This is a genomic window from Pseudomonas sp. TH41 (assembly GCF_016650695.1).
Lineage (GTDB): Bacteria > Pseudomonadota > Gammaproteobacteria > Pseudomonadales > Pseudomonadaceae > Aquipseudomonas.
Genome location: NZ_JAEKFH010000003.1, coordinates 2589254 through 2615584, shown reverse-complemented (window position 1 = coordinate 2615584; position 26331 = coordinate 2589254). Strand labels below are relative to the sequence as shown.

Annotated in this window: 24 protein-coding genes; 20 read left to right on the top strand and 4 right to left on the bottom strand. The window is 58.6% G+C overall.

The genetic code is table 11. The features are described 5' to 3' along the window. Positions 1–179: 179 nt before the first annotated feature. Together JFU37_RS14605 and JFU37_RS14600 are read left to right on the top strand one after the other, a co-directional pair. On the top strand, positions 180–581 hold the full coding sequence (locus JFU37_RS14605) for a lysozyme inhibitor LprI family protein (protein WP_201115941.1): 402 nt from the start codon (positions 180–182) through the stop codon (positions 579–581). Positions 582–640: 59 nt separating this feature from the next. Further along, entirely contained in the window at positions 641–1057 is a 417-nt protein-coding gene (locus JFU37_RS14600; protein WP_201115940.1) for a DUF3010 family protein, read from the top strand. Positions 1058–1185: 128 nt separating this feature from the next. Here JFU37_RS14600 and JFU37_RS14595 read toward each other — a convergent pair whose 3' ends face one another. After that, entirely contained in the window at positions 1186–2145 is a 960-nt protein-coding gene (locus JFU37_RS14595; RefSeq protein WP_201115939.1) for a GlxA family transcriptional regulator, read from the bottom strand. 194 nt (positions 2146–2339) lie between these two features. On the opposite strand from JFU37_RS14595, the gene choX reads away from it, so the two are divergent. The 7 genes from choX to JFU37_RS14560 all read left to right on the top strand — a co-directional run bounded on the left by choX (position 2340) and on the right by JFU37_RS14560 (position 7757). Continuing rightward, entirely contained in the window at positions 2340–3284 is a 945-nt protein-coding gene (gene choX, locus JFU37_RS14590) for a choline ABC transporter substrate-binding protein (RefSeq protein WP_201115938.1), read from the top strand. Positions 3285–3359: 75 nt separating this feature from the next. After that, on the top strand, positions 3360–4247 hold the full coding sequence (locus JFU37_RS14585; RefSeq protein ID WP_194691076.1) for a 3-keto-5-aminohexanoate cleavage protein: 888 nt from the start codon (positions 3360–3362) through the stop codon (positions 4245–4247). A gap of 130 nt (positions 4248–4377) precedes the next feature. After that, on the top strand, positions 4378–5343 hold the full coding sequence (locus JFU37_RS14580; RefSeq protein ID WP_201115937.1) for an L-carnitine dehydrogenase: 966 nt from the start codon (positions 4378–4380) through the stop codon (positions 5341–5343). 124 nt (positions 5344–5467) lie between these two features. After that, positions 5468–5944: a thioesterase family protein gene (locus JFU37_RS14575; protein ID WP_201115936.1), complete on the top strand. Its 477-nt coding sequence runs from the start codon at positions 5468–5470 to the stop codon at positions 5942–5944. A 13-nt stretch (positions 5945–5957) separates the two neighbouring features. Continuing rightward, positions 5958–7121, top strand: coding sequence for a gamma-butyrobetaine dioxygenase (locus tag JFU37_RS14570; RefSeq protein ID WP_201115935.1), 1164 nt, complete (start codon positions 5958–5960; stop codon positions 7119–7121). Between the two features lie 46 nt (positions 7122–7167). Continuing rightward, positions 7168–7479 carry a hypothetical protein gene (locus tag JFU37_RS14565; RefSeq protein ID WP_242485729.1) on the top strand — a complete coding sequence of 104 codons (312 nt, stop codon included), beginning with the start codon at positions 7168–7170 and terminating at the stop codon, positions 7477–7479. A gap of 14 nt (positions 7480–7493) precedes the next feature. Beyond that, positions 7494–7757: a hypothetical protein gene (locus JFU37_RS14560; protein WP_201115934.1), complete on the top strand. Its 264-nt coding sequence runs from the start codon at positions 7494–7496 to the stop codon at positions 7755–7757. A gap of 99 nt (positions 7758–7856) precedes the next feature. Here the strand turns inward: JFU37_RS14560 and gbdR are convergent, their stop codons facing one another. Beyond that, positions 7857–8960 carry a choline metabolism transcriptional regulator GbdR gene (gene gbdR / locus JFU37_RS14555; protein WP_201115933.1) on the bottom strand — a complete coding sequence of 368 codons (1104 nt, stop codon included), beginning with the start codon at positions 8958–8960 and terminating at the stop codon, positions 7857–7859. Positions 8961–9499: 539 nt separating this feature from the next. Further along, positions 9500–10876, bottom strand: coding sequence for an L-serine ammonia-lyase (locus tag JFU37_RS14550; protein ID WP_201115932.1), 1377 nt, complete (start codon positions 10874–10876; stop codon positions 9500–9502). 435 nt (positions 10877–11311) lie between these two features. On the opposite strand from JFU37_RS14550, the gene JFU37_RS14545 reads away from it, so the two are divergent. The 3 genes from JFU37_RS14545 to choV all read left to right on the top strand — a co-directional run bounded on the left by JFU37_RS14545 (position 11312) and on the right by choV (position 14346). Beyond that, complete coding sequence (locus JFU37_RS14545) at positions 11312–12259, top strand: choline ABC transporter substrate-binding protein (RefSeq protein WP_201115931.1); 948 nt, start codon at positions 11312–11314, stop codon at positions 12257–12259. A gap of 66 nt (positions 12260–12325) precedes the next feature. Continuing rightward, positions 12326–13171 (top strand): choline ABC transporter permease subunit, encoded by an 846-nt coding sequence (gene choW, locus JFU37_RS14540; protein WP_201115930.1) that lies wholly within the window; start codon positions 12326–12328, stop codon positions 13169–13171. Then, positions 13168–14346: a choline ABC transporter ATP-binding protein gene (choV, locus tag JFU37_RS14535; protein WP_201115929.1), complete on the top strand. Its 1179-nt coding sequence runs from the start codon at positions 13168–13170 to the stop codon at positions 14344–14346. Before choW ends, choV begins: the two co-directional genes overlap by 4 nt. Positions 14347–14524: 178 nt before the next feature. On the opposite strand, the gene JFU37_RS14530 is transcribed toward choV, so the two are convergent. Beyond that, a complete protein-coding gene (locus JFU37_RS14530) occupies positions 14525–16474 on the bottom strand; it encodes a BCCT family transporter (protein WP_342214947.1) in 1950 nt (649 codons plus the stop codon). A 380-nt stretch (positions 16475–16854) separates the two neighbouring features. Between JFU37_RS14530 and betI the strand changes: the two genes are divergently transcribed. From betI to JFU37_RS14490, 8 genes are all read left to right on the top strand, one after another. Continuing rightward, positions 16855–17448 (top strand): transcriptional regulator BetI, encoded by a 594-nt coding sequence (gene betI, locus JFU37_RS14525; RefSeq protein WP_201115927.1) that lies wholly within the window; start codon positions 16855–16857, stop codon positions 17446–17448. Positions 17449–17557: 109 nt separating this feature from the next. Beyond that, on the top strand, positions 17558–19030 hold the full coding sequence (betB, locus tag JFU37_RS14520; RefSeq protein WP_201115926.1) for a betaine-aldehyde dehydrogenase: 1473 nt from the start codon (positions 17558–17560) through the stop codon (positions 19028–19030). A 215-nt stretch (positions 19031–19245) separates the two neighbouring features. Then, complete coding sequence (betA, locus tag JFU37_RS14515; protein ID WP_201115925.1) at positions 19246–20949, top strand: choline dehydrogenase; 1704 nt, start codon at positions 19246–19248, stop codon at positions 20947–20949. A gap of 213 nt (positions 20950–21162) precedes the next feature. Next, positions 21163–22170, top strand: coding sequence for a hypothetical protein (locus tag JFU37_RS14510; protein ID WP_242485728.1), 1008 nt, complete (start codon positions 21163–21165; stop codon positions 22168–22170). Next, positions 22170–22895: an AzlC family ABC transporter permease gene (locus JFU37_RS14505; protein ID WP_201115924.1), complete on the top strand. Its 726-nt coding sequence runs from the start codon at positions 22170–22172 to the stop codon at positions 22893–22895. Before JFU37_RS14510 ends, JFU37_RS14505 begins: the two co-directional genes overlap by 1 nt. Next, positions 22892–23236, top strand: coding sequence for an AzlD domain-containing protein (locus JFU37_RS14500; protein WP_201115923.1), 345 nt, complete (start codon positions 22892–22894; stop codon positions 23234–23236). The genes JFU37_RS14505 and JFU37_RS14500 overlap by 4 nt, the downstream gene beginning before the upstream one ends. Positions 23237–23462: 226 nt before the next feature. After that, the gene (locus tag JFU37_RS14495; RefSeq protein WP_201115922.1) at positions 23463–24905 is read left to right on the top strand and encodes a TldD/PmbA family protein; all 1443 of its coding nucleotides are present in this window, start codon (positions 23463–23465) and stop codon (positions 24903–24905) included. Then, entirely contained in the window at positions 24905–26242 is a 1338-nt protein-coding gene (locus tag JFU37_RS14490) for a TldD/PmbA family protein (RefSeq protein ID WP_201115921.1), read from the top strand. The genes JFU37_RS14495 and JFU37_RS14490 overlap by 1 nt, the downstream gene beginning before the upstream one ends. Positions 26243–26331 lie beyond the last annotated feature (89 nt).

The window sequence follows — 26331 nt, the reverse complement described above, 5'->3', positions numbered from 1 at the left end:
CAGCATATGCCTGAGGGACGGGGCAGCCGGGTGCAAAAACGACAGGGGGTTTGCCGAAAGCGTCAATCTGCGACAAAGGGTCGTCGATGGGCGTGATCGCCCTCCTGTTCAAGGGCCGCCGCATGGGCCAGAATTCGCCGCATTACTGAATAGGCACTGAAAAAAGGGGCTGCGGCGCAATGAAAACGATCTTCCTGGCTTTGGCACTGATAGCGACCGGCGTACACGCGGCTGAAGAGTCCGACGACAACCCCTGCGACAAAGTCGAAAACGACGTCCAGACCCTGGAATGCTCGGTCTACAGCAGAACCACCGCAGAGCAATTGCTCAAAGAAAACTACCAGGGCCTGAACGAACGCCTGCAAACGGCCTATGGCAAAAACAAAGCGCAGCTGAACGACATCAGCGAAAAACTCAAGGTTGCTCAGCAGCAATGGCTGAAGACGAGAGACGCGGATTGCGCGGTGGAAGCGTTTCCGGCGACGAGCGGTAGCAAGGCGTTCACCATTGCGCAGAATGATTGCGTGGCAAGAATGAGTGATGAGCGGTCGGAGTTCTTGGAGTCGATTTTGCAGGAGTGATCCTGCGCCGATCAGCTTGAGTTGTAAGCTGCACGCCATCAGCCTGTTAAGGAATTCCAATGAACATCTGCGGCATCGAAATCAAAGGCAGCGAAGCGATCATCGCCGTAGCCTCTCTCGACGGTCAGGCCCTGAGCCACGTCGCCTTGGCCACCAAGAAAATCGCCCTGGACGATGACGATGAGGCCGTTAACGTCAAAGTCTTCGCCGCTCAGGTGGCGTCGTTTGTGCGTGAGAATTCCATCGACCGGATCGCGATCAAGAAGCGCAGCAAGAAAGGCGAGTTCGCGGGTGGGCCGACCACGTTCAAGATCGAAGGCATTTTTCAGTTACTGGAGAATTGCGAGGTCACGCTGCTGTCGCCGCAAACCATCAATGCGCAGAACAAGAAGTTCGACTTTGAACTGCCGGGGACGTTGAACAAGTATCAGCATGAGGCTTACAAAGCGGCTTGTTCGGCATTGATGAAGAAATAATGCAGGCACGAAGATCAAAAGATCGCAGCCTTCGGCAGCTCCTACAGGGGCAGCGCAATCTCGTGTAGGAGCTGCCGAAGGCTCGGGCCGCGTTCGGACGATCTTTTGATTTTCAGCCTGTAGACAGATCAAACCAGCTCCCGCCCATCCCCCAACCGCCGCCGATCTTCACGCGGACACCGCTCAAACTTCGCCCGGTAACTGCGGGTGAAATACGACGGCGATTCAAACCCGCAGGCAATACTTACTTCCAGCACACTCATGTCCGTCTGTCGTAGCAGCTGGCGCGCCTTCTCCAGTCGCAAGCGCAGGTAGAAGTTGCTCGGTGTGTCATGCAAATGCAGGCGAAACAAACGCTCAAGCTGGCGCCGTGTCACTTTGATCGATTCTGCCAACTGCAGCGTGCTCAGCGGCGGTTCACTGTGCTGCTCCATCTCACCAATCACCTGCACCAGCTTCTTGTTGTTGATGCCGTAACGCGTGGCGACTTCCATGCGCTGGTGATCTTTGCGTGGACGGATGCGGCCGAGTACGAATTGCTCGCTGACCTGGATCGCCAGCTCCGGCCCGTGGGCCTGGGCGATGAGGTCGAGCATCAGGTCGATGGAGGCGGTGCCGCCGGCAGAGGTGATGCGGCGGCGGTCGATCTCGAACAGCTCCTGGGTGACGCTGAGCTGAGGATAGGACTCCTTGAAGGCGTCGATGGCTTCCCAGTGCAGGGTCAGGCGATGGCCGTCGAGCAGGCCGGATTCAGCGAGGATGAAGCTGCCCGTGTCGATGGCACCGAGCGTCACGCCTTCGTTGTCCAGCCGGCGCAGCCAGTGTTCCAGCGCCGGGGTGGCGAATTTCAGCGGTTCGAACCCGGCGACGACCAACAAGGTCGCGCCTTTCTTCAGCGGTTCCAGCGCCGCGTCGGCGTTGACCGACATGCCGTTGCTGGCCAGCACCGCACCGCCATCGGCGCTGAGCACATGCCAACGATACAGTTCACCGCGAAAGCGATTGGCGACCCGTAGCGGCTCAATGGCCGAAATGAAACCGATGGCCGAGAAACCCGGCATCAACATGAAGTAGAAATCCTGGGACATGGAGCGCACTCGGTTGACGGGTAGCGTGTGGACGTTGATACGCCAGTTGCAGGCGGCATTCAAGAGGACAGGTCGCTACAGTGCAAGAGCTGGTCGCCGCCGTGCGCTTTATACCGCGTATAGCTGCGTAACTTGGCATCACCGGCGCACGAAGACGCCCGGACCCACAATAACGAACTGCCGAGGAACCTGAGATGAAACGACTGATCAGCAGCTGTGTTCTTGCACTCAGCGGTACCGCTTTCCTGAGCGCCAGTGTCATGGCGGCCGAACCCGCGTCCTGCCAGAACGTGCGCATGGGCGTAGTCAACTGGACTGACGTAATTGCCACCAGCGCCATGACCCAGGTCCTGCTCGATGGCCTCGGCTACAACACCAAACAAACCAGCGCGTCCCAGCAAATTATTTTCGCCGGGATCCGCGACCAGCGCCTGGACCTGTTCCTGGGCTACTGGAACCCGCTGATGACTCAGACCATCACGCCATTCGTCGATGGCAACCAGGTCAAAGTGCTTCAGGCACCCAGCCTCAAAGACGCCCGCGCCACCCTCGCCGTACCGACTTACCTCGCCGACAAAGGCCTGAAAACCTTCGCCGACATCGCCAAGTTCGAAAAAGAACTGGGCGGCAAGATCTACGGCATTGAGCCTGGCTCAGGCGCCAACACCCAGATCAAGGCAATGATCGCCAAGAACCAGTTTGGCCTCGGCAAGTTCCAGTTGGTCGAGTCCAGCGAGGCCGGCATGCTCGCCGCAGTGGATCGCGCCGTTCGACGCAACGAAGCGGTGGTGTTCTTCGGCTGGGCGCCGCACCCGATGAACGTCAACGTGAAGATGACGTACCTCACCGGCAGCGACGACGCCCTCGGCCCGAACGAAGGCATGGCCACGGTCTGGACCGTCACCGCGCCGAAATACGCCGAGCAGTGCCCGAACATCGGTCGCTTGCTGAGCAACCTGACCTACACCGCCGAAGACGAGAGTCGGATGATGCAGCCGTTGCTGGATCACAAGGACGCTTTCGAGTCGGCCAAGCAATGGCTGAAAGATCATCCGCAAGACAAGCAACGCTGGCTCGAAGGCGTGACCACCTTCGATGGCAAACCGGCTGCTGACAATCTGAAACTGACCACTAAATAAACCCCAACTGAATGACCGATTCGCAGCCCGAAATGGGCTGCGAACAGACTCATCACGCCTGCAAGGAACCGCCTCATGAACCACGACGTCATCATCACCTGCGCACTCACCGGTGCTGGCGACACGACCGCCAAGAGCCCACACGTGCCGGTCACCCCGAAACAAATCGCTGCCGCCGCCGTGGAAGCGGCCAAGGCCGGCGCCACCGTGGTCCACTGCCACGTGCGCAACCCCGAAACCGGCAAATTCAGCCGTGACGTGGCGCTGTACCGCGAAGTGATGGAGCGCATCCGCGAGGCGGACGTCGACATCATCGTCAACCTCACCGCCGGCATGGGCGGCGACCTGGAAATCGGCGCGGGCGAGAACCCGATGGAGTTCGGCCCGAACACCGACCTGGTCGGCCCATTGACCCGTCTGGCCCACGTCGAAGCGTTACTGCCGGAAATCTGCACCCTCGATTGCGGCACCCTGAACTTCGGCGATGGCGACACGATTTACGTTTCCACCCCGGCCCAGCTGCGCGCTGGCGCCAAACGCATTCAAGAGCTGGGCGTGAAAGCCGAGCTGGAAATCTTCGACACCGGTCACCTGTGGTTCGCCAAGCAATTGATCAAGGAAGGCCTGCTCGATGACCCGCTGTTCCAGCTCTGCCTGGGCATCCCGTGGGGCGCACCCGCCGACACCACCACCATGAAGGCCATGGTCGACAACCTGCCGGCTAATGCGGTGTGGGCCGGCTTCGGCATCGGTCGCATGCAGATGCCGATGGCGGCGCAAGCGGTGCTGCTGGGCGGCAACGTGCGGGTTGGCCTGGAAGACAATATCTGGTTGGACAAAGGCGTACTGGCGACCAATGGCCAACTGGTCGAACGCGCCTCGGAAATCCTCAGCCGCCTCGGCGCCCGCGTTCTGACACCGGCTGAAGGCCGGGTAAAAATGGGCCTGACCAAGCGCGGCTGAATCCACACATAACCCTGTAGGAGCGAACTTGCTCGCGAAAAAGGTACAGCCGACGCCACTCAGCGCCTGGAATACCATCGCGAGCAAGCTCGCTCCTACAGGAATCACCGAATTCTTTTAGGACGTCGCCATGACTTTCATCACCGAAATCAAAACCTTCGCCGCTCTGGGCAGCGGTGTCATCGGCAGCGGCTGGGTATCCCGCGCCCTCGCTCACGGCCTCGATGTCGTGGCCTGGGACCCAGCGCCAGGTGCCGAAGCCGCGCTGCGCAAACGCGTCGCCAATGCCTGGGGAGCCCTGGAAAAACAAGGGTTGGCGCCTGGTGCTTCGCAGGATCGGCTGCGCTTTGTAGCGACGATTGAAGAATGCGTTCGCGATGCCGACTTCATTCAGGAAAGCGCTCCGGAACGCCTCGATCTGAAACTGGAGCTGCACAGCAAAATCAGCGCGGCGGCCAAGCCCGATGCACTCATCGGCTCCAGCACTTCGGGGCTGTTGCCGAGTGAGTTTTACGAGAGTTCGACGCACCCGGAACGCTGTGTGGTCGGGCACCCGTTCAATCCGGTTTATCTGCTGCCATTGGTGGAAGTGGTGGGTGGCAAGAACACCGCCCCGGAAGCCATTCAAGCGGCGATTAAAGTTTACGAATCCCTGGGCATGCGCCCGCTGCATGTGCGCAAAGAAGTGCCGGGGTTTATCGCCGACCGTTTGCTCGAAGCGTTGTGGCGTGAGGCGCTGCACCTGGTGAACGACGGCGTGGCGACGACCGGTGAAATTGACGACGCGATCCGTTTTGGCGCGGGTCTGCGCTGGTCGTTCATGGGGACGTTCTTGACCTACACCCTGGCCGGTGGCGACGCGGGCATGCGGCACTTCATGGCGCAATTTGGCCCGGCGTTGCAGTTGCCGTGGACGTATCTGCCGGCGCCGGAGCTGACCGACAAGTTGATTGACGATGTGGTGGACGGCACCAGCGATCAGTTGGGCAAACACAGCATTTCAGCGCTGGAGCGCTATCGTGATGATTGCCTGCTGGCGGTGCTGGAGGCGGTGAAGACCACCAAAGAGAAGCATGGGATGGCGTTTAGCGAATAACTAACCAGCAGGTCCGGCCCCTTCGCGAGCAAGCCCGCTCCCACATTTGACCGCATTCTCATGTGGGAGCGGGCTTGCTCGCGAAGACGGCAGCCCAGTCACCATTCATGTTGGAACCTACACCATGCCCGCATTGACCACCTACCAGACCAAAATCATCCCCGACTGGGTCGACTACAACGGCCACTTGCGCGACGCCTTCTATCTGCTGATTTTCAGCTACGCCACTGACGCGTTGATGGACCGTTTAGGCATGGACAGCAGCAACCGCGAAGCCAGTGGTAACTCGCTGTTTACCCTCGAACTGCACCTCAACTACCTCCACGAAGTGAAACTCGACGCGGATGTAGAAGTACACACCCAAATCATCGCTCATGACAGCAAACGCCTGCACCTCTATCACAGCCTGCACTTGCCAGGCGACGACAAGGAACTGGCGGGCAATGAACAAATGCTGTTGCACGTCGACCTCGCCGGCCCGCGATCCGCGCCGTTCAGCGACGACACCTTGAGCAAGCTCCACGCCATCGTTGCCGAGCAAGCCGACCTGCCCCTCCCCGACTACATTGGCCGAGTGATTGCGTTACCCTCAAAAAAATAACAAGGAGATCGTCATGAACACCGCTGCCGCTTTCGCCGACTTTCGTACTTATCCGTTGATCAGCGCACTGACAGGCGTGCAGGCACTGGCGGATCGCGTACTGGTGACGTGGGCCGACCATCGCATTAGCCCCTTTCATCATCAATGGCTGCGGGACAACTGCCCGTGCCCGTCGTGTGTTTACACCGTGACCCGCGAACAGGTACTGGAAATTGTCGACGTCCCGGAACATCTGGCGACGACAGAGACCAGGGTCGATGCTGAAGGTTGCCTGTGCGTTCAGTGGCAGGACGGTCACCTCAGTCGCTTCGACGCGGGCTGGCTGCGCGCCCACGCCTATGACGACGAGTCCCGCGCCGAACGTCGCGCGGGCAAACCAAAAGCCAGTCTCTGGAACAGCGATTTAACGCTGCCAGTGTTCGAATACCAGGCACTGATGAACGATGCCGAGGCCTTGTTGCAATGGCTGCTGGCCGTGCGCGATATCGGCTTGACCCAAGTCCGTGGCGTGCCCACCGAGCCCGGCTCACTGAAATTGATCGCCCAGAGGATTTCCTTCATCCGCGAGAGTAATTTCGGCGTGCTGTTCAATGTGCAATCCAAGGCCGATGCCGACAGCAACGCCTACACCGCTTTCAACCTGCCATTGCACAGCGACCTGCCGACCAGGGAGCTGCAACCGGGGCTGCAATTTTTGCATTGCCTGGTCAATGACGCCGACGGTGGCGAGAGCATTTTCGTCGACGGCTTTGCTATCGCAGAGGCCTTGCGTCAGGAGGATCCCGAGGCGTTTCAAGCCTTGTGTGAAATCCCCGTGGAGTTCCGCAACAAAGACCGCCACAGCGACTACCGCTGCCTGGCGCCAATCATCGCTCTGGATGCTGTGGGGCAGGTTTCGGAAATCCGCATGGCGAACTTTTTGCGCGGCCCGTTCGATGCCTCGGTGGAGCAAATGCCCAGGCTGTATCGCGCTTATCGCCGCTTTATTGCCATGACCCGCGAGGCGCGATTCCGGGTGATGACCCGCCTCAACCCCGGCGAATTGTGGTGCTTCGACAACCGCCGTACCCTCCACGCCCGCAACGCGTTCGACCCCGCCAGCGGCGCCCGGCACTTCCAGGGTTGTTATGTGGATCGCGATGAATTGCTGTCGCGGATCCTCGTTTTACAACGCTAACCCGCTAAAAGATCGCAGCCTGCGGCAGCTCCTACAGAGGTCGCGTATGTCCGCAAAATCACGGATGTACGCGGTTTCTGTAGGAGCTGCCGCAGGCTGCGATCTTTTGCTTTTCAACAGGCAAAAAAAACCCCGATCAAGCCGTGACAAGATCGGAGCTGAGGAGGGTACTGTTGAGGAGCCGTTGCGCGAGGGTGACCAAACCTTCGTGAAGCCAGCTGAATCCAGTGTGCCCACTCTCTTCTTGCGCAAGTTAGCCGAAAACGACCTGTTCATAGGTATTGCGGCCATTGCGACAAATCGCCCTTGCCGCCACCCCGCACCCCTACCAGAATCGAGCCACGACACCGTTCCCTGAAGAAGGATTGCGTCATGATGTACGCCGATTTGATAGACCAGGAAGACCTGTTGGGCCAGCTAAAGTCGTTGGGATTTGCAGTGCCCCCAGGCGCCACCGCTGAGCAGGCCTGCGAATGCGCGGTACGGGGTTTGAACAACGAACGGGCGATGGAACTGCGGACCATGGTGAAGCAGATGTACACCAGCAGCGCGACCATCCTGCCGGCCGTGCGCCAGGCCATTGATAAGCAGTTGTTGCCGGCATTGGCGGAGTATCAGCAAAGCCGTAGCGCCTGATTAGACGCCTTCGCGAGCAAGCCCGCTCCCACACTGGATCTGCAGCGTTCACAGATCCAGTGTGGGAGCGGGCTTGCTCGCGAATGAAGGCCCCTCGGTTTAAAGCCTTACGCTGGCAAATGTCGACTCATTGCGCGCCTGACTCAACGCCGACAACGGCCCGGACAACGGCGACAGCACCAATGCTTGCGGCAGTGGCATCATTGCCACTTGTTGAGTGGTGTTGGAACCTACGCGCTCGTCACGCGGCGGAATGCCGAAGTATTCGCGGTAGCACTTGGAGAAGTGCGGAGTAGAGACAAAGCCACACACCGACGCCACTTCGATGATCGACATCGGCGTTTGCTTGAGCAGTTGCCGGGCGCGGATCAAGCGCAGTTTCAGGTAGTAACGGGACGGCGAGCAATGCAGGTATTTCTGGAACAGCCGCTCCAGCTGACGACGGGACACGGCGACGTATACCGCCAGTTCGTCGAGGTCGATCGGCTCTTCGAGGTTGGCTTCCATCAGTGCCACGATTTCCTGCAATTTCGGCTGGTTAGTGCCGAGCATGTGCTTGAGCGGCACGCGCTGGTGATCCTGCTCGTTGCGGATGCGCTCGTAGACGAACATTTCCGAAATCGCGGCCGAGAGTTCACGGCCGTGATCGCGGCTGATCAAGTGCAGCATCATGTCCAGCGGCGCGGTGCCACCGGAGCTGGTGAAACGGTTTCGGTCGAGGGTGAACAGCCGGGTGCTCATGGCCACACGCGGGAACGCTTCCTGCATCGAGGCCAGGCATTCCCAGTGCACGCTGCAATCGAAACCATCCAGCAAGCCGGCACAGGCCAGGGCCCAGCTGCCGGTGCAGACCGCGCCGAGACGGCGGGACTGACGGGCCTGGCTTTGCAGCCATGAAACGTGTTCGCGAGTAACAGTGCGCTGGATACCGATACCACCACAGACAATAACGGTGTCCAGGGGCGGGGCTTTGTGCATGGAGCAATCGGGAGTGATCTGCAGGCCGTCACTGGCCCAGACCTGACCCCCATCGACGGTGAGTGTGCTCCAGCGATACAGCTCGCGGCCGGACAATTGGTTGGCCATACGCAGGGGTTCGACTGCGGAGGCCAGAGAAATCAGCGTGAAATTGTCCAGCAGCAAAAAGCCGATGGATTGAGGCGCACGGTTCTGGGGTTGGGCCCCGGAGTTGAACGACGTCATCGCGGTATCTCCTCACACAAAGCGGGTGATGGCCTCAGGCGGAGGCTCTTGTTATTGCCATCGTTCTCGCGTGGGAGACGGGCTTTGTTATGACAGAGCAATTGCCATGCCTAAAATTGAATGCGCGTTCAATAACTCCTGAAAACGACGTCGCGGCGTGTCTATATAAGCCGCGTCAGAGTGGGGGTTATCAGTAGCAGGAAGGGCAGCAAGCGCTCTGGTCCTTTGCGTGTGAGCAAATCGGTAGCACTTGTGGGAACAGGGCTGCGACGCCCCTGGAAAGAGTGTCACCGCAGGCACGGGTGACGAGCGGTCAGGGGTGGTTTGGATCCCTGACCTTGTGGAGGTTGCTTATCTGTAAGCGACGCGCCAAAACGTGGCGCCTTTTGGATCGGGTGTTCACTTAGCGCGCAGTTTTGACTGGTCTGACGCTATCGCGAGCGAGCTCGCTCCCACAGGTTTTTTTGGTGTGACTCAATTCTCTATCACACAACGAATCCTGTGGGAGCGAGCTTGCTCGCGATGGGGACAACTCGGTCTCAGCACTCAACCGCGCTGACAGCCAACCCACCCCGCGATGTCTCTTTATATTTGTCATGCATGTCGGCGCCGGTATCGCGCATGGTCCGGATCACCCGATCCAGCGAGATAAAGTGCTGACCATCACCCCGCAGCGCCATCTGCGCCGCATTGATCGCTTTCACCGCCGCAATCGCATTGCGCTCGATGCACGGCACTTGCACCAGCCCGCCTACCGGGTCGCAGGTCAGACCGAGGTTGTGTTCCAGCCCGATCTCCGCCGCGTTGCACAATTGCTCCGGTGTGGCGCCGAGAATCTCCGCCAGCCCGGCCGCCGCCATGGCGCAGGCCGAACCGACTTCGCCCTGGCAACCGACTTCGGCACCGGAGATCGAAGCGTTCTTCTTGCACAGGATCCCGACCGCCGCCGCACTGAGGAAATAGTCGACGACGTTAGCGTCGGTCACCGCTTCGCTGAACTTCATAAAGTAGTGCAACACCGCCGGAATGATCCCGGCTGCGCCGTTGGTCGGTGCCGTCACCATGCGCCCGCCGGCGGCGTTTTCTTCGTTGACCGCCAAGGCAAACAGGTTGACCCATTCCATGGCGCTCAGCGTCGAGCCGATCACATTGGGCTTACCAAGCTCCTGCAGGCTGCGGTGCAACTTGGCCGCACGACGGCGCACATTCAGGCCGCCGGGCAGGATACCTTCATGCTTCAGGCCCTGGTCGACGCAATCCTGCATGGCACGCCAGAGTTTCATCAGGCCGCTGCGAATCTCCTCCTCGCTGCGCCAGACCCGCTCGTTGGCCATCATCAATTCAGCCACACGCAGGTTGTGCTGCTTGCAGAGGCTGAGCAATTCGGCCGCGCTGGAGAAGTCGTAAGGCAACTCGGTGCGATCCAGATCGACCACGCCACTGGACGCTTGCGCCTCATCAACGACAAAACCGCCGCCGATGGAATAGTAGGTGTCGCGATGCAGCTCGCCGTCATCGCCTTCGACAATCAGGGTCATCGCGTTGGGGTGGAACGGCAGGTTCTCCTCGATCAGGCGCATGTCCCGAGCCCAGATAAATGGGACCGATAAACGACCGTCGAGTAACAGCATGTGGGTTTCACGCAGGGTTTCGATGCGAATGCCGATTTGCGACGGATCGATCGCGTCCGGCCACTCGCCCATCAGGCCCATGATCACCGCGTTGTCGCTGCCGTGACCGATGCCGGTGGCCGACAGCGAGCCATACAACTGAACTTCGACGCGCCGCACTTGTTCCAAAAGACCCTGCTCACGCAAGCCCTGCACAAACAGCGCCGCGGCGCGCATGGGCCCTACGGTGTGCGAACTGGAAGGGCCGATACCGATTTTGAACAGGTCGAAAACGCTGATAGCCATTACTGCCGAACTCCTGAATGTGCCAACTCCAGGCGCAAAAGCGCCCAGTGACGGAGCTGCTACGCTCAAGCTGCAATCCGCCGATATGGCTGCATCATCAGGCTTTTACCGTGTCGTTCGACGTCTCACACCGACGCACTCTTGTCCACAAACGCCGCGGGCGTTTTACGCAGCGTTTTCGCCGTTTTTTTGCGGTTCAGAGGGCCAAACGGGGCTGAAAAAATCTGTAAGCGACGTCACCAACACTGGATGCGACCATCCCTGTACTGGTTACGACGCACCCTGTAGGCGTCAGATTTTCACTGGTACATGATCGTATCGACTCGATTGCAAGGCGCCGTGGTAGAGCTGTCTCCAAAACGCCATCCAACCGCAACCTATAAGTGCGGTGGTCCAGTCGGAACACTGCCAAAAAAAACACCAAGGAGTCCATCCATGAAAGGTTCCCCGTCGTTGTTGTTGGCCGCCATGCTGAGTCTGCCGTTACTGGCTCAAGCCGCAGAACCCGCTCAGTGCAGCACCGTAAACTTCTCTGATGTCGGCTGGACCGACATTACTGCGACAACCGCCACCACCAGCGTCGTGCTCGACGCCCTCGGCTACAAGACTAAAACCACGATGATTTCCGTGCCGGTGACCTACAAGTCCCTGGCCGACGGCAAGAACATGGACGTCTTCCTGGGTAACTGGATGCCGACCATGGAAAACGACATCAAGGCTTACCGTGATGCCGGCACCGTGGACGTCGTACGAACCAACCTCACCGGCGCCAAGTACACCCTCGCCGTACCGCAAGCGCTGTACGACAAAGGGCTGCATGACTTCGCCGACATCGCCAAATTCAAGAAAGAACTCGACGGCAAGATCTACGGCATCGAGCCGGGTAATGACGGCAACCGTCTGATCCAGACCATGATCGACAAGAACGCCTTCGGTCTCAAAGACGCCGGCTTCAAAGTCGTTGAGTCCAGCGAAGCGGGCATGCTGTCGCAAGTCGACCGTGCCCAGAAACGCGATACCGCCGTGGTGTTCCTCGGCTGGGCACCGCATCCGATGAACAAGCGTTTCAAAATCCAGTACCTGACCGGGGGTGACGATTTCTTCGGCCCGGACTTCGGTGCCGCCACCGTTGCGACTAACACTCGCAAGGGGTATACCCAAGAGTGCAGCAACGTAGGCCAATTGCTGAAAAACCTGGAATTTACCGTCGACATGGAAAGCTCGCTGATGGGCAACATCCTGGACGACAAGATGAAGCCTGACGCGGCCGCCAAGGCCTGGCTGAAAAAGAATCCACAGGTGCTCGATACCTGGCTCGCTGGCGTGACCACCATTGACGGTAAACCAGGCCTGGAGGCCGTTAAAGCCAAGCTCGCGAAGTAATCGCTTACGCCGGGCGAGCTCGCTCGCCCGGGCTGTTAATTTCCTTGCATGCGGACGTTCACTACCATGCTGATTGATCAGAAAATCCCCTTAGGCCAGTACATCGCGGGCTTCGTTGAATGGTTGACGCAACACGGCGCCAGCACCTTCGACGCAATCGCCGTGACCCTGGAAACGATGATCCACGGCGTGACTTTTGCGCTGACCTGGTTCAACCCGCTGGCATTGATCGGCCTCATCGCGCTACTGGCACACTTCATCCAACGCAAATGGGGCCTGACCGTTTTCGTCATTGCCTCCTTCCTGCTGATCCTCAATCTGGGGTACTGGCAGGAAACCATGGAAACCCTCGCCCAGGTGCTGTTTGCCACCTTCGTCTGCGTGATCATCGGCGTGCCGTTGGGCATCGTCGCCGCGCACAAACCGATGTTCTACACACTGATGCGTCCGGTGCTCGATCTGATGCAGACCGTACCGACCTTCGTGTACCTCATTCCTACCCTGACCCTCTTCGGGCTGGGTGTGGTCCCGGGTCTGATCTCGACGGTAGTGTTCGCGATTGCCGCGCCTATCCGCCTGACCTACCTGGGTATCCGTGATGTTCCCGCAGAGTTGATGGACGCCGGCAAAGCCTTCGGCTGTTCGCGCCGTCAACTGCTCGCGCGCATCGAACTGCCTTACGCCATGCCAAGCATCGCGGCCGGTATCACCCAGTGCATCATGCTGTCGTTGTCGATGGTGGTGATCGCGGCACTGGTGGGCGCCGACGGCCTGGGCAAACCCGTGGTCAACGCACTGAACACCGCCGATATCGCCCTGGGCTTCGAAGCCGGGTTGGCAATCGTACTGCTGGCGATCATGCTCGACCGTATCTGCAAACAACCCGACGCTAAAGTAGGGGGTGACGCATGAGCATTATTCGCTTCGAAGACGTCGACGTGATCTTCTCCAAAGATCCGCGTGAGGCGCTCAAACTCCTCGACCAGGGCATGACCCGCGACCAGATCCTGAAAAAAACCGGGCAGATCGTCGGCGTTGAAAAAGCCAGCCTGGACATCGAAAAAGGCGAAATCTGCGTGCTGATGGGCCTGTCCGGCTCCGGCAAATCCAGCCTGCTGCGCTGCATCAACGGCCTCAACACCGTCAGCCGTGGCAAGTTGTTCGTCGAGCACGAAGGCAAGCAGATCGATATCGCTTCCTGTACTCCGGCAGAACTGAAAATGATGCGCACCAAGCGCATCGCGATGGTGTTCCAGAAGTTCGCCCTGATGCCTTGGCTAACCGTTCGCGAGAACATCAGCTTCGGTCTGGAAATGCAGGGTCGCCCTGAGAAAGAGCGGCGCAAACTGGTGGACGACAAGCTTGAGCTGGTGGGCCTGACCCAGTGGCGCAACAAGAAGCCCGACGAACTCTCCGGCGGTATGCAGCAACGTGTGGGCCTGGCCCGCGCGCTGGCGATGGACGCCGACATCCTGTTGATGGACGAACCATTCTCGGCCCTCGACCCGTTGATCCGCCAAGGCCTGCAAGACGAACTGCTGGAACTGCAAAGCAAGCTCAACAAGACCATCGTTTTCGTCAGTCACGACCTTGATGAGGCGCTGAAGCTCGGCAGCCGTATCGCCATCATGAAAGACGGCCGCATCGTTCAGTACAGCGTGCCGGAAGAGATCGTACTGAACCCGGCAGACGACTACGTGCGGACCTTCGTGGCCCACACCAATCCGCTGAACGTGCTGTGCGGTCGCAGCCTGATGCGCACGCTGGACAACTGCAAACGCATCAACGGTTCGGTATGCCTCGATCCGGGCGGCGATTCGTGGCTGGACCTGGCTGAAGGCAACACCATCAAGGGCGCACGCCAGAACGGCGCGAGCCTGGACCTGCAGAACTGGGTACCAGGGCAAGCGGTTGAAGGGTTGGGTCGTCGGCCAACGCTGGTGGACTCGAACATCGGCATGCGCGATGCGCTGCAAATTCGTTATCACACCGGCAACAAACTGGTGCTGCACGACAACAACAAAGTGGTCGGGATACTGGGGGACAGCGAGCTCTATCACGCGTTGCTCGGCAAGAACCTGGGTTAAGACAGCAGACACAAAAACGCCGCGAGAGGATCGCGGCGTTTTTGTTTCAAGAGCAAGATCAAAAGATCGCAGCCTTCGGCAGCTCCTACAGGGGAATGTGTTTCATGTAGGAGCTGCCGAAGGCTGCGATCTTTTGAAGCTGGACGCGGTGTTACTGAAACACCGCGCCCCTCACAACTCAGCTATAGACACGGCCAAGGAGCTGCCGATGGCTTTCAAACTGATCGAGCACATCACGGGTGATCTGATCCTGGGTGAAGCCCATCAAGTCGTAGTCCTGGCTACCGTTGTGCAAGTACACCTCGGCGCGGTAGTAGCGTGCGCGGGGTTCATCGGCACTTTCAGCCGACACCGTTTCGCTCGCCGCGGCCAGATAGCCATCCAGGCTCACTTCGTAGACAAAAGGGTTGCCCTCTTCTCTGTCGATCCGCACGCCCATGCAACGCTTCGACTTACCCAGCAACGTTTGCACGTCCAGCCCCTGCGCGCGCAATTGCGCCGCCGCATCTTCCAGCGCCGGGCTGACTTGCTTGTCCATAAAGCGCTGAACAATCGACTGATTCGGTTGCAGGTCCAACTGAGTCAAACGCTCGCTGAAACCACGACGGCCGCGGGCGGCCAGCTCCGCCTGCTCCTGTTCGATCTGCACGTCCTGGCGCATGGCCTTGTGCAAGCCGAACATGAAGAACACCAGCACCACCGAGAATGGCAGGCCCGCCAGCACCACCATGGTTTGCATGGCTTCGAAGTTACCGGCGAACAGCAGGCCGATGGTGACCAGCGTGATCACCGCCGACCAGAAGATCCGCAACCAATGCGGGGCATCTTCGTCGACGTTACCGCCCTTGCACGAAAGGTTGGCCATCATCACCGCGCCAGAGTCCGCCGGGGTCAGGAACAGCACAAAACCGACAAAGATCGACACGCCGATCACCACTTTCGACGCCGGGTAATGCTCAAGCAATTGGTAGATCGCCATGGACGGCTGTTCGAGCGCCGTCTTCCCGAGCTCCACCGCCCCATGGTTCATCACCAGGTCCAGAGCCGAGTTACCGAAGATCGACAGCCACGCCAGGGTGAAGCCCAGCGGAATCAGCAGCACACCGGCGACCAGTTCACGCACGGTACGACCACGGGAAATACGCGCGATGAACATGCCCACGAATGGCGCCCAGGAAATCCACCAGGCCCAGTAGAACAGCGTCCACAGGCCCAACCAGCGGTCGGACTTCTCACTGTCGCCCTCGTACACATAGAGGTCGAACGTCTTCAGCACCACGCCATTGAGGTAGTCACCGACGTTCTGCACAAAGCCGTTCAGCAAGTGCAACGTCGGGCCGAACAACAGCACGAAAATCAGCAGGCCGCTGAACAACACGATGTTCAGGTTGGACAGACGACGAATGCCGTTTTCCACGCCAGACACGGCAGCGATGGTCGCCACGGTGCTCATCACGATGATCACAATCAGCAGGTTGGTGTTGCTGTGTTCCATGCCGAACAGGTTTTCCAGCCCGGAAGACACTTGCAGCGAGCCGATCCCCAGGTTCGTCACCAGACCCAGCAAGGTCACGAACATGCCGAAGCCGTCCACCGCATGACCCGCCGCGCCTTTGACCCAACGCTCGCCGACCAGCGGATACAGCGCCGAACGCAACGCCAGCGGCTGGTTATGACGGTAAGCAAAGTAAGCAACGGCCAGGCCGACCAGTGCGTAAATCGCCCAGCCATGCAGGCCCCAGTGCAGGAATGTCAGCTGCACCGCCTGACGCGCGGCCATGTTGCTGGCCGAAACGCCTTCCGGCGGATTGAAATAATGGTCCAGCGGTTCGGAAGCACCGAAGTACAGCAACGAGATGCCGATACCCGACGAGAACAGCATCCCCGCCCAGGCCCCGTAGCTGAAGTCCGGGGTGTCGTCCTTGCTGCCCAGTTTGAGTTTGCCGTAGGACGAAAACGCCAGGCCAACCACGAAGACAAGGTAAGCGGCGATCACCACCATGTAGTACCAGCCGAAGCTGCGGGACAACCAGGCCTGGGCAATACCGAGCAATCTGCCAGCCTCTTGCGGGGCGATGATCAGAATGGCGGTCAGCAACAGAATCAACGCGGTAGAGGTGTAGAACACCCAACCGTTGACCGTCACCTTCTCGGGTGGGGTCTTTATAAGAGAGGCAGAACTCATGGCACAGAGGCTCCGGGCAGTGCGGGAGAAGAACACAAGGCAAGGCGTTACCCGACCAATCGGTTAGTGGGCAGCCGACCGGTGGGTGATATAAAGACACCCCGAAAAAAGCCCGAACCCCCAGGAACGCCAGCGCGTATGGGCTTCGAGCCGTTTCAGATGTCGGTTTATCGCCATTTACACGTAGGAAAAACCTGTAAACAGCGACGATTTGTCGCAGATCTTATTCTTTGTTGATTGAACGTTCAATCAAAACAAAATAGACTGGCCTTCAATCCGGTAGCCGTTTGACGTCTGCCGGAAGGCCTAAGGAGATGTGCAAGATGCCCAAGGTCGGTATGCAACCCATCCGCCGCCAGCAGTTGATCGAAGCCACATTGCAGGCCGTTGATCAGGTCGGCATGGGGGACGCCAGCATTGCGCTGATCGCCCGTTTGGCCGGTGTCTCGAATGGCATCATCAGTCACTATTTTCAGGACAAGAACGGCCTGATCGCTGCCACGGCGCAGTACCTGATGAGTGTCCTCAGCGAGAACGTCACCGCGCGCCGCCAGGCGCTGGCAGATGAAAGCCCACGGGCGCATTTGCAGGTGATCATCGAAGGCAACTTCGACGCCAGCCAGGTCAATGGCCCGGCAATGAAAACCTGGCTGGCCTTCTGGGCTACCAGCATGCACCACCCGTCTTTGCACAGGTTGCAGCGGATCAACGATCACCGTCTGTATTCCAACCTGTGCTGCCAGTTCCGCCGCGTATTGCCGCTCGATGAAGCGCGCAGTGCAGCCCGGGGCCTGGCAGCCCTCATTGACGGTTTGTGGTTGCGCGGCGCGCTGTCCGGAGATGCTTTCGACACCGAGCAAGCGCACCGGATTGCTTACGAATACATGGATTTCCAACTGGCCAAGCAGGTGAGTTAGAGCACACATAACCGCTCAACCCCTGAACCGCCACTGATCAGCGATGCCAACGCTACACGGCACGCCCCAGTGGTTAACGCCAACCAACTTATGCACTTGCGAGGACTTTATGGCCCGTTTCGAACTGCAAAAACTCTACATCGATGGCGGCTACAGTGACGCCAGCAGCGACGCCACTTTCGAAGCCATCAACCCGGCTAACGGTGAAGTCCTCGCAACCGTACAGCGCGCGACCAAGGAAGACGTTGAGCGCGCTGTAGTCAGCGCCGAAAAGGGCCAGAAAATCTGGGCCGCGATGACCGCCATGGAGCGTTCGCGCATCCTGCGTCGTGCCGTGGACATCCTGCGCGAGCGCAATGATGAACTGGCCGCCCTGGAAACCCTGGACACCGGCAAGTCGTACTCCGAAACCCGCTACGTCGACATCGTCACCGGCGCTGACGTGCTGGAATACTACGCAGGTCTGGTCCCGGCCATCGAAGGTGAGCAGATCCCGCTGCGCACCACGTCGTTCGTCTACACCCGTCGCGAGCCGCTGGGCGTCGTGGCCGGTATCGGCGCGTGGAACTATCCGATCCAGATCGCCCTGTGGAAATCCGCACCTGCCCTGGCGGCTGGTAACGCGATGATCTTCAAGCCAAGCGAAGTCACTTCCCTGACTACGCTGAAACTGGCCGAGATCTATACCGAAGCGGGCCTGCCAGCGGGCGTATTCAACGTTCTGACCGGCAGCGGCCGTGAAGTCGGCACCTGGCTGACCGAGCACCCGCGCATCGAAAAAATCTCCTTCACCGGCGGCACTGACACCGGCAAGAAGGTGATGGCCAGCGCGTCCGCCTCGTCGCTGAAAGACGTGACCATGGAACTGGGCGGCAAATCCCCGCTGATCATTTTCGACGACGCCGACCTCGATCGCGCCGCTGACACCGCGATGATGGCCAACTTCTACAGCTCCGGCCAGGTCTGCACCAACGGCACTCGCGTGTTCGTACCGAGCCACCTGAAAGCCGCATTCGAAGCCAAGATCGTTGAGCGCGTAGCGCGCATTCGCGTCGGTAACCCGGAAGACGAAAACACCAACTTCGGCCCGCTGGTCAGCTTCGCCCACATGGAAAGCGTGCTGGGTTACATCGCCAAAGGTAAGGAAGAAGGCGCTCGCGTGCTGTGCGGCGGCAGCCGTCTGACCGAAGGCGAATTCGCCAAAGGCGCATTCGTGGCCCCGACCGTGTTCACCGACTGCACCGACGAGATGACCATCGTTCGCGAAGAAATCTTCGGACCGGTGATGAGCATCCTGACCTACGAAACCGAAGAAGAAGTGATCCGTCGTGCCAACGACACCGACTTTGGTCTGGCCGCAGGCGTCGTCACAAAGGACCTGAACCGCGCTCACCGCGTGATTCATCAACTGGAAGCCGGTATCTGCTGGATCAACGCCTGGGGCGAGTCCGACGCCAAGATGCCGGTCGGCGGCTACAAGCAGTCGGGCGTGGGTCGTGAGAACGGCATCAGCTCGCTGAACAACTTCACACGCATCAAATCGGTACAGGTCGAACTGGGCGATTACGCCTCGGTGTTCTGATCCGAGCGAAGTCTGGAGTGTGGCGAGGGGCTTTCTGTGGCGAGGGGATTTATCCCCGTTGGGCTGCGAAGCAGCCCCCACCCCCGACACTGCCAATCCCCAGATAGAACTCCTTCGCTGATTTACGACTGCTGCGCAGCCGGACGGGGATAAATCCCCTCGCCACAGTTGCGCAGCCACAGCGACCTGAACCAACTTCAAAGAGGGTGCATTCAATGTCCCAAGTATTCGATTACATCATCATCGGTGCCGGCTCGGCCGGTAACACCCTGGCGACCCGTCTGACTGAAGACGAAGGCGTCACCGTCCTGCTGCTCGAAGCCGGCGGCCCGGACTACCGTTTCGACTTCCGCACACAAATGCCGGCCGCCCTGGCGTTCCCGCTGCAAGGTCGTCGCTACAACTGGGCGTACGAAACCGATCCAGAACCACACATGGACGGTCGCCGGATGGAATGCGGTCGCGGCAAAGGCCTGGGTGGCTCTTCGCTGATCAACGGCATGTGCTACATCCGTGGCAACGCAATGGACTACGACAACTGGGCCAAACTGCCGGGTCTTGAAGACTGGGACTACCTGAACTGCCTGCCGTATTTCCGCAAAGCCGAAACCCGTGACATCGGCCCGAACGACTACCACGGTGGCGACGGTCCGGTCAGCGTGACCACGCCAAAAGCCGGCAACAACCCGCTGTTCCACGCGATGGTTGAAGCCGGCGTACAAGCCGGTTACCCCGCTACCTCCGACCTGAACGGTTACCAGCAAGAAGGCTTCGGCCCGATGGACCGTACCGTCACGCCGAAGGGCCGTCGCGCCAGCACCGCTCGCGGTTACCTGGACATCGCCAAAAAGCGTTCGACCCTGACCATCGTCACCCACGCCCTGACCGACAAGATCCTGTTCGAAGGCAAGCGTGCGGTCGGCGTGCGTTACCTGATCGGCGCCGCTGAAGAGCGCGTTGAAGTCCGTGCGCGCAAAGAAGTACTGCTGTGCTCCGGTGCCATCGCTTCGCCGCAGATTTTGCAACGCTCCGGTGTCGGCCCTGCCGAACTGCTGAACAAGCTCGACATCCCGGTGGTCCACGACCTGCCAGGCGTCGGTGAAAACCTGCAGGACCACCTCGAGCTGTACCTGCAATACGCCTGCACCCAACCGGTCTCGCTGTACCCGTCGCTGCTCTTGCACAACCAGCCGGCCATCGGTGCCGAGTGGCTGTTCAATGGCACCGGTATCGGCGCCAGCAACCAGTTCGAAGCCGGCGGCTTCATCCGTACCCGCCCGGAATTCGAATGGCCGAACATTCAGTACCACTTCCTACCGGTTGCCATTAATTACAACGGCAGCAACGGTGTGAAAGAACACGGCTTCCAGGCACACATGGGTTCCATGCGTTCGCCGAGTCGCGGTCGCATCCAGGCCAAGTCGAAGGACCCACGGGAGTACCCGAGCATCCTGTTCAACTACATGGCCACCGAGCAGGACTGGCAGGAATTCCGTGACGGCATTCGCCTGACCCGTGAAATCATGCAACAGCCTGCACTGGACGCCTTCCGTGGCCGCGAAATCAGCCCGGGCATCGACGTGCAAACCGATGAACAGCTGGACAAGTTCATCCGCGAACACGCCGAGACCGCGTTCCACCCGTCCTGTTCCTGCAAGATGGGCACTGACGAAATGGCCGTGGTCGATGCCGAAGGCCGTGTGCATGGCCTGCAAGCCCTGCGGGTCGTCGATGCTTCGATCATGCCGATCATCACCACCGGCAACCTGAATGCGCCGACGATCATGATCGCCGAGAAAATCGCCGACAAAATCCGTGGTCGCCAGCCGCTGCCGCGCAGCAAGGCTGCCTACTTCGTGGCCGGTGATGCACCGGTGCGTGGCAAGCCGTTGCGGGATGTGAGCCTGACTGCTCGGTAACAGTTAACGCACTTGTAAAAAAACCGTCAACCTCCCAAGGCTGGCGGTTTTTTTTCGTCTAGCACAAGTTCATGCCTCAACCAACAACCATCACACAAAGTAACTAAAAACTTATTATTAAACCCTAACAAAACTGGTAACACTTGTATTTACACACATTTAAAAACTTCCATTATTATCCGCGCCCCGCCTCAGCTGGACGACAACAATTTTATGGAAATCAAGGGTTTGCAAGACATCCACCCGGCCACCGACGTGAGTTTCTTTCGAGAAAAAACATCCAAAGAAAAAACAATTACTTTGGACTTCGGCTATTTGACTGGCGTCGTTGAATCTTGGTGGAAAAAGAACAACAACCAAGGCACGCACGCCTTAAAATCACAATTGGTTAACCTTTTTCTAACTTACCTACGCACCGAAGACACCTTCCACTTTGACAAAGTAGGCCTAGCAAATGGTGCCGCCGCCGTCTGTATAAAAAATATATTCAGCCTGGACTCACCCAAACTGGCCTTGACGGTGCACGAGGCTTTGGCCGACCTGTTTCACCTCACTGACATAAAATACGAATACGAAGAACACAAAGCGTTGTATCTAAAACCTTCTGCAGAAAAATATCGGGAATGGGGCAACGGCCATGGTGATATCACACCGCACTCCGATGATTTATATGAAAACCTGAATGTAGATTATCTGGCCCTGACCGTCTGCCGCGACATAACAAAAACCCCCACCGCCTACTATTTCCCAAGCGACTTACTCTGCGAATTGAACGATGAAGAGATACGCGAATTACTGACGATGCAAGCCGCTTTTATTTCCGGTAAAAACGTCAGCGGCTTAAAAGAACGGGTTCGTCACGTGGTTGAGTTTTCTGACATCTACGGCTTTCACTTTTCGCTGGATTTCCGCATTGATTCGCAGAACGGTGAACGGATGCGTGCAATAAATGGCGGCCAGCACGTGCTGGATAAAATCCGGGCCGGCCTGCCCAACGCAAAAAATCATGTCTCAACGGCTGAAACCGGTACGTTCCTAATCATGGCCAACCACAAGATACTGCATGCACGCCCGATGCTGAATATCGATGCCAACGAGGCTCGCCAACAAGCAAACAACTCGACTTTCAATACAACGCCTCGGCTATTATTCCGGAGCAAGGGCCCTAGAAAGCAATACTACCCGCTGGATGAAACAACTTACACGCGGGTGGCCCTTTGATGGTTGCCGCAGACGCACCTACTCGATCTTCGGCCGCTAACGTATTTATGGAAGGGGCACGCGACGCAATCACGTTTGGCGTCGCCTTCATCTTTCTATACTTATCGATTGGAATTTTAAGCGCCACGCAATCATTATCCTTAAGCCAGGCTCTAGCGACGACCCTGTTAATATTCTCCACTCCGCTGCAGTTTCTGCTAATACAAAACTATAACGACGGATGGATATTATTCCCCATCATCATGGCACTCAATGCTCGCTTTGTACTACTCGCTGCGACACTTGCACCTTATATAAGAAACACGTCAACCATGAAAATCATGGCTTCCTTGATTTTGATCACACCGTCGATATTCACCGGCTGCGTCACTCGATTCAAACGGCGAACCGACCATCCCTTTACTTACTTGATTGGTCTTGGTCTTCCGATATTCGGCGTGTCGATTATCTGCACCTATATCGGCTTCATCGCCGGTGCAGAATTTTCCTCACCGGCTATCTTTTCAGTCATGACAATCCTGTTACCGCTTCAATTCACCGCCTTAGCCGGCAAGCACTGGCCTCATTATGCGGAAGTATCGAGTTACTGGCTGGGCTTTGTCGGTGCGCCACTGCTGGTCTATCTATTCAAGGATTACAGCTTGCTCTGCACGCCTTTTATAATCGGCGGTTTAATCGTACTGATTGAAAACAATTACAACAAGCGAGGCTGTGTAGTTTCATGACAATCTGGCTTCTTATCGCATTTTCCGCCCTTACCGCCTTTGCATTTCGTGCCTTGCCTTTTGCCTTCAAAAACAGCACTGCACTCACCCAGACCCAAGGCTCCTTTTATCGGTTTATCAGCTACAGCGCGCAAGCTATGTTGGGGGTCATCATTTACGACACCGCGTTCAACAAGATGGATGCGCTAACACTGATACAGCAGTTTAAAATGCTGGATGCGCTGAAGCTGTCCTTGCTTATGGGCACCTTCATCGCGGTCGCCAAAACAAAGAAAATCCTGCCTGCTTTCTTTGCAAGCCTATTCATTTATCTGGTAGCGTTCGTCTATCTGAACGGTTGAAAGCAGTCTTTGTCTGACAAGAGGATAGATCGCGAGCAAGCCTCCATGGGGGTTCGCGAACTTCAATCATCAGCCAACGCGCCCTGCGCACTATGTAATCCTTACCTACACAGCTCCACGCTTGATCCTTCCCCCCGCACAAGCCTAATCTAGCGCCACGCAAACGTTTCACCTCCCCATTCGCAACACCGCTACACCCCCCACTCCATTCCAAGGAGGTTCCCGAATGTTCGATTTCCACCCCCAGCTCAAGCAGCGTTTCGCTGCCTTGCGCACGGGCGCTGAATTCTTTTCGCTGCGTTATGTGCGCGAGTCCGGCCAGTACCTGTCGGTGCGCAAGAATGTTGCCGAACCTCCGAGTTTTAGCCGTGACGAAGGTGCGATGCTGACCGTTCGAGTCAACGGTGTCGAAGCCTACGCCGCGACCAACGACCTGTCCGCGCAGGGCCTGCAAGCCGCCCTCGAGCGTGCCGAACTACAAGCAAGACAGCTCAAACCCCATGCCTTGCTCGACCTGCGCGAGCATGCCGTGTCCAGCGATCGCGCCGACTACATTTCACCGAACATCGACCAGCCCTTCCCGTCCCTGAGCGACTGCTACCAACTGCTTGGTGCCGAGTCTGCTGCGATACCCAAAGACGAGCGACTGGTGAACTGGCAAGTCAGCATCGGCATCACTCACGTTGAGCAGATCTACCTCAACAGTGCCGGCGCCGAGTTGCGTCAGGCCCAACGTTTCGTCTATCCGGGCCTGGACGTCACCGCCTACGACGGTAACGACAGCCAGACGCGTAGCCTGGGCCGCGAGAACTTTGGCCAGCAGGGCGGTGCCGATGTGATCAGCCGTTGCGGCCTGGTCGGTGCCGGTCCGACAGTCGCCGATCAAGCGCTGCAATTGCTGCTGGCGCCGAACACCCCGCAAGGCCCACGCGACCTGCTGCTGATGCCCGATCAGATGATGCTGCAGATCCACGAATCCATCGGCCACCCGCTGGAACTGGATCGCATCCTCGGCGACGAACGCAATTACGCCGGCACCAGTTTCGTCAAAGCCGAAGATTTCGGCAGCCTGCAATACGGCTCCAAACTCCTCAACGTGACGTTCGATCCGGACATTCCCGAGCAGCTTGCCAGCTACGGTCATGACGACGACGGCACCGCTGCAAGCAAGCAATTCCTGATTCGCGAAGGTTTGTTGTTGCGTCCACTGGGCGGTGCGCTGTCGCAATTCCGTGCCGGCATGGACGGCGTCGCCAACAGCCGGGCCTGCGGCTGGAACCGTCCGCCAATCGACCGCATGGCCAACCTCAATATCGAACCCGGGGATCAGCCGCTAGCGCAACTGATCGGCAACATCGAACATGGAATCATGATGTCGACCAACCGCTCATGGTCCATCGACGATGCGCGCAACAAATTCCAGTTCGGTTGCGAATGGGCTCAACTGATCGAAAACGGCGAACTCAAAGGCGTGGTGAAAAACCCCAACTACCGGGCGATTTCCGCGCAATTCTGGAAAAGCCTCAGCGCCGTCGGCGATGCCAGCACCTTCAAGGTCCTGGGCACACCGAACTGCGGCAAGGGTGAACCGAATCAGGTGATTCGCGTCGGCCACGCGTCGCCCGCCTGCGTGTTCAGCAACGTTGATGTGTTTGGGGGAGACGCCTGATGAGTACGTCGAAAAGTCAGGCCGATGCGTTCAAGGCCTTGGTCAACGGGTTGCGCGACGCGATTCGCGAACCGGAACAGTTCACCCTCAGCTACGCCGCCGAGTCGTCGGCCTTCGTGCGCTTCAATCACGCCAAGGTTCGACAGGCCGGTCAGGTGCAACAGGCAAGCATCGGTTTGAAGCTGATCAACGATGGCCGCCATGCCGACCTCAACATCACGCTGGCAGGCGACCCTGAAGTTGACCTTCAGCGGCTGGCCGAAGGCCTGCAACAGTTGCGTGAAACCCTGCCATTGCTGCCACCGGACCCGTACCTGTTGCTCAACTACAACGGCTGGCAGAGCAAGAACGTGCAGGAACATCCGCTGCCGGACACCGAGCAGGTGATCGCTGAAATCAGCCACGCCGCTGAAGGGCTGGATCTGGTGGGTTTCTACGCCGCTGGCCCGATCAGTCGCGGTTTCGCCAGCTCTTCGGGCGCGTTCGGCTGGCACCAGGCGAACAGCTTCAACTTCGACTTCAGTCTGTTTCATGAAAACGGCCAGGCCGTAAAAGCCAGCTACGCCGGGCACGATTGGAGCAGCGAAGGGTTTGCCAAGCGCTTTGCGCAGGCGCGCGAGCAGCTCGCGTTTCTGGGTAGACCGCAACGCACCTTGGCGCCGGGTCAATACCGCGCCTATCTGGCGCCGGCAGCTCTGGGCGAAATCATGGACATGTTGGGCTGGGGCGGTTTTTCTGCGCAGTCGATTGCCAGCAAAAACAGTCCGCTGCAGAAGCTCTACGCGGGTGACAGCTCGTTCAGCCCGTTGGTCTCGCTGGATGAAAAAGTCAGTGGGTCGTTAAGCCCGGCGTTTTCCGGCGAAGGTTACCCACGCAGTGATTTGGGGCTAATTGTTAACGGTAAAGCCGGCGCGCAAATGGTCAGTTCACGCAGCGCCGCCGAATATGGCCTGACGGCCAACGGCGCCAGTGGCGGTGAAATGCCAAGCGCATTGAACATGGCGGCCGGCACCTTGCCCGATGCCGAGATTCTCAAGCAGCTGGGCACGGGTTTGTACATCAGCAATCTGTGGTACCTGAACTACTCGGACCAACCGGCCGCACGCCTGACCGGCATGACGCGGTTTGCGACCTTCTGGGTCGAGAACGGCGAGATCCAGGCGCCGGTGAGCACCATGCGCTTTGATGACAGTGCCTACAGTTTGCTGGGTTCGCAGTTGGAGGCGCTGACCGAAGAACGCGAGTTGCTGTTGTCCGCCAGCACCTACAGTCAGCGGGCGACTGCCTCGGCGTTGTTGCCGGGCGCGCTGATCAACCGACTGACCCTTACGCTGTAAAACACGCATATCCCTGTAGGAGCGAGCTTGCTCGCGATGGTGTGTCAGCCATATTGACGTCGACTGACACTCCATCGCGAGCAAGCTCG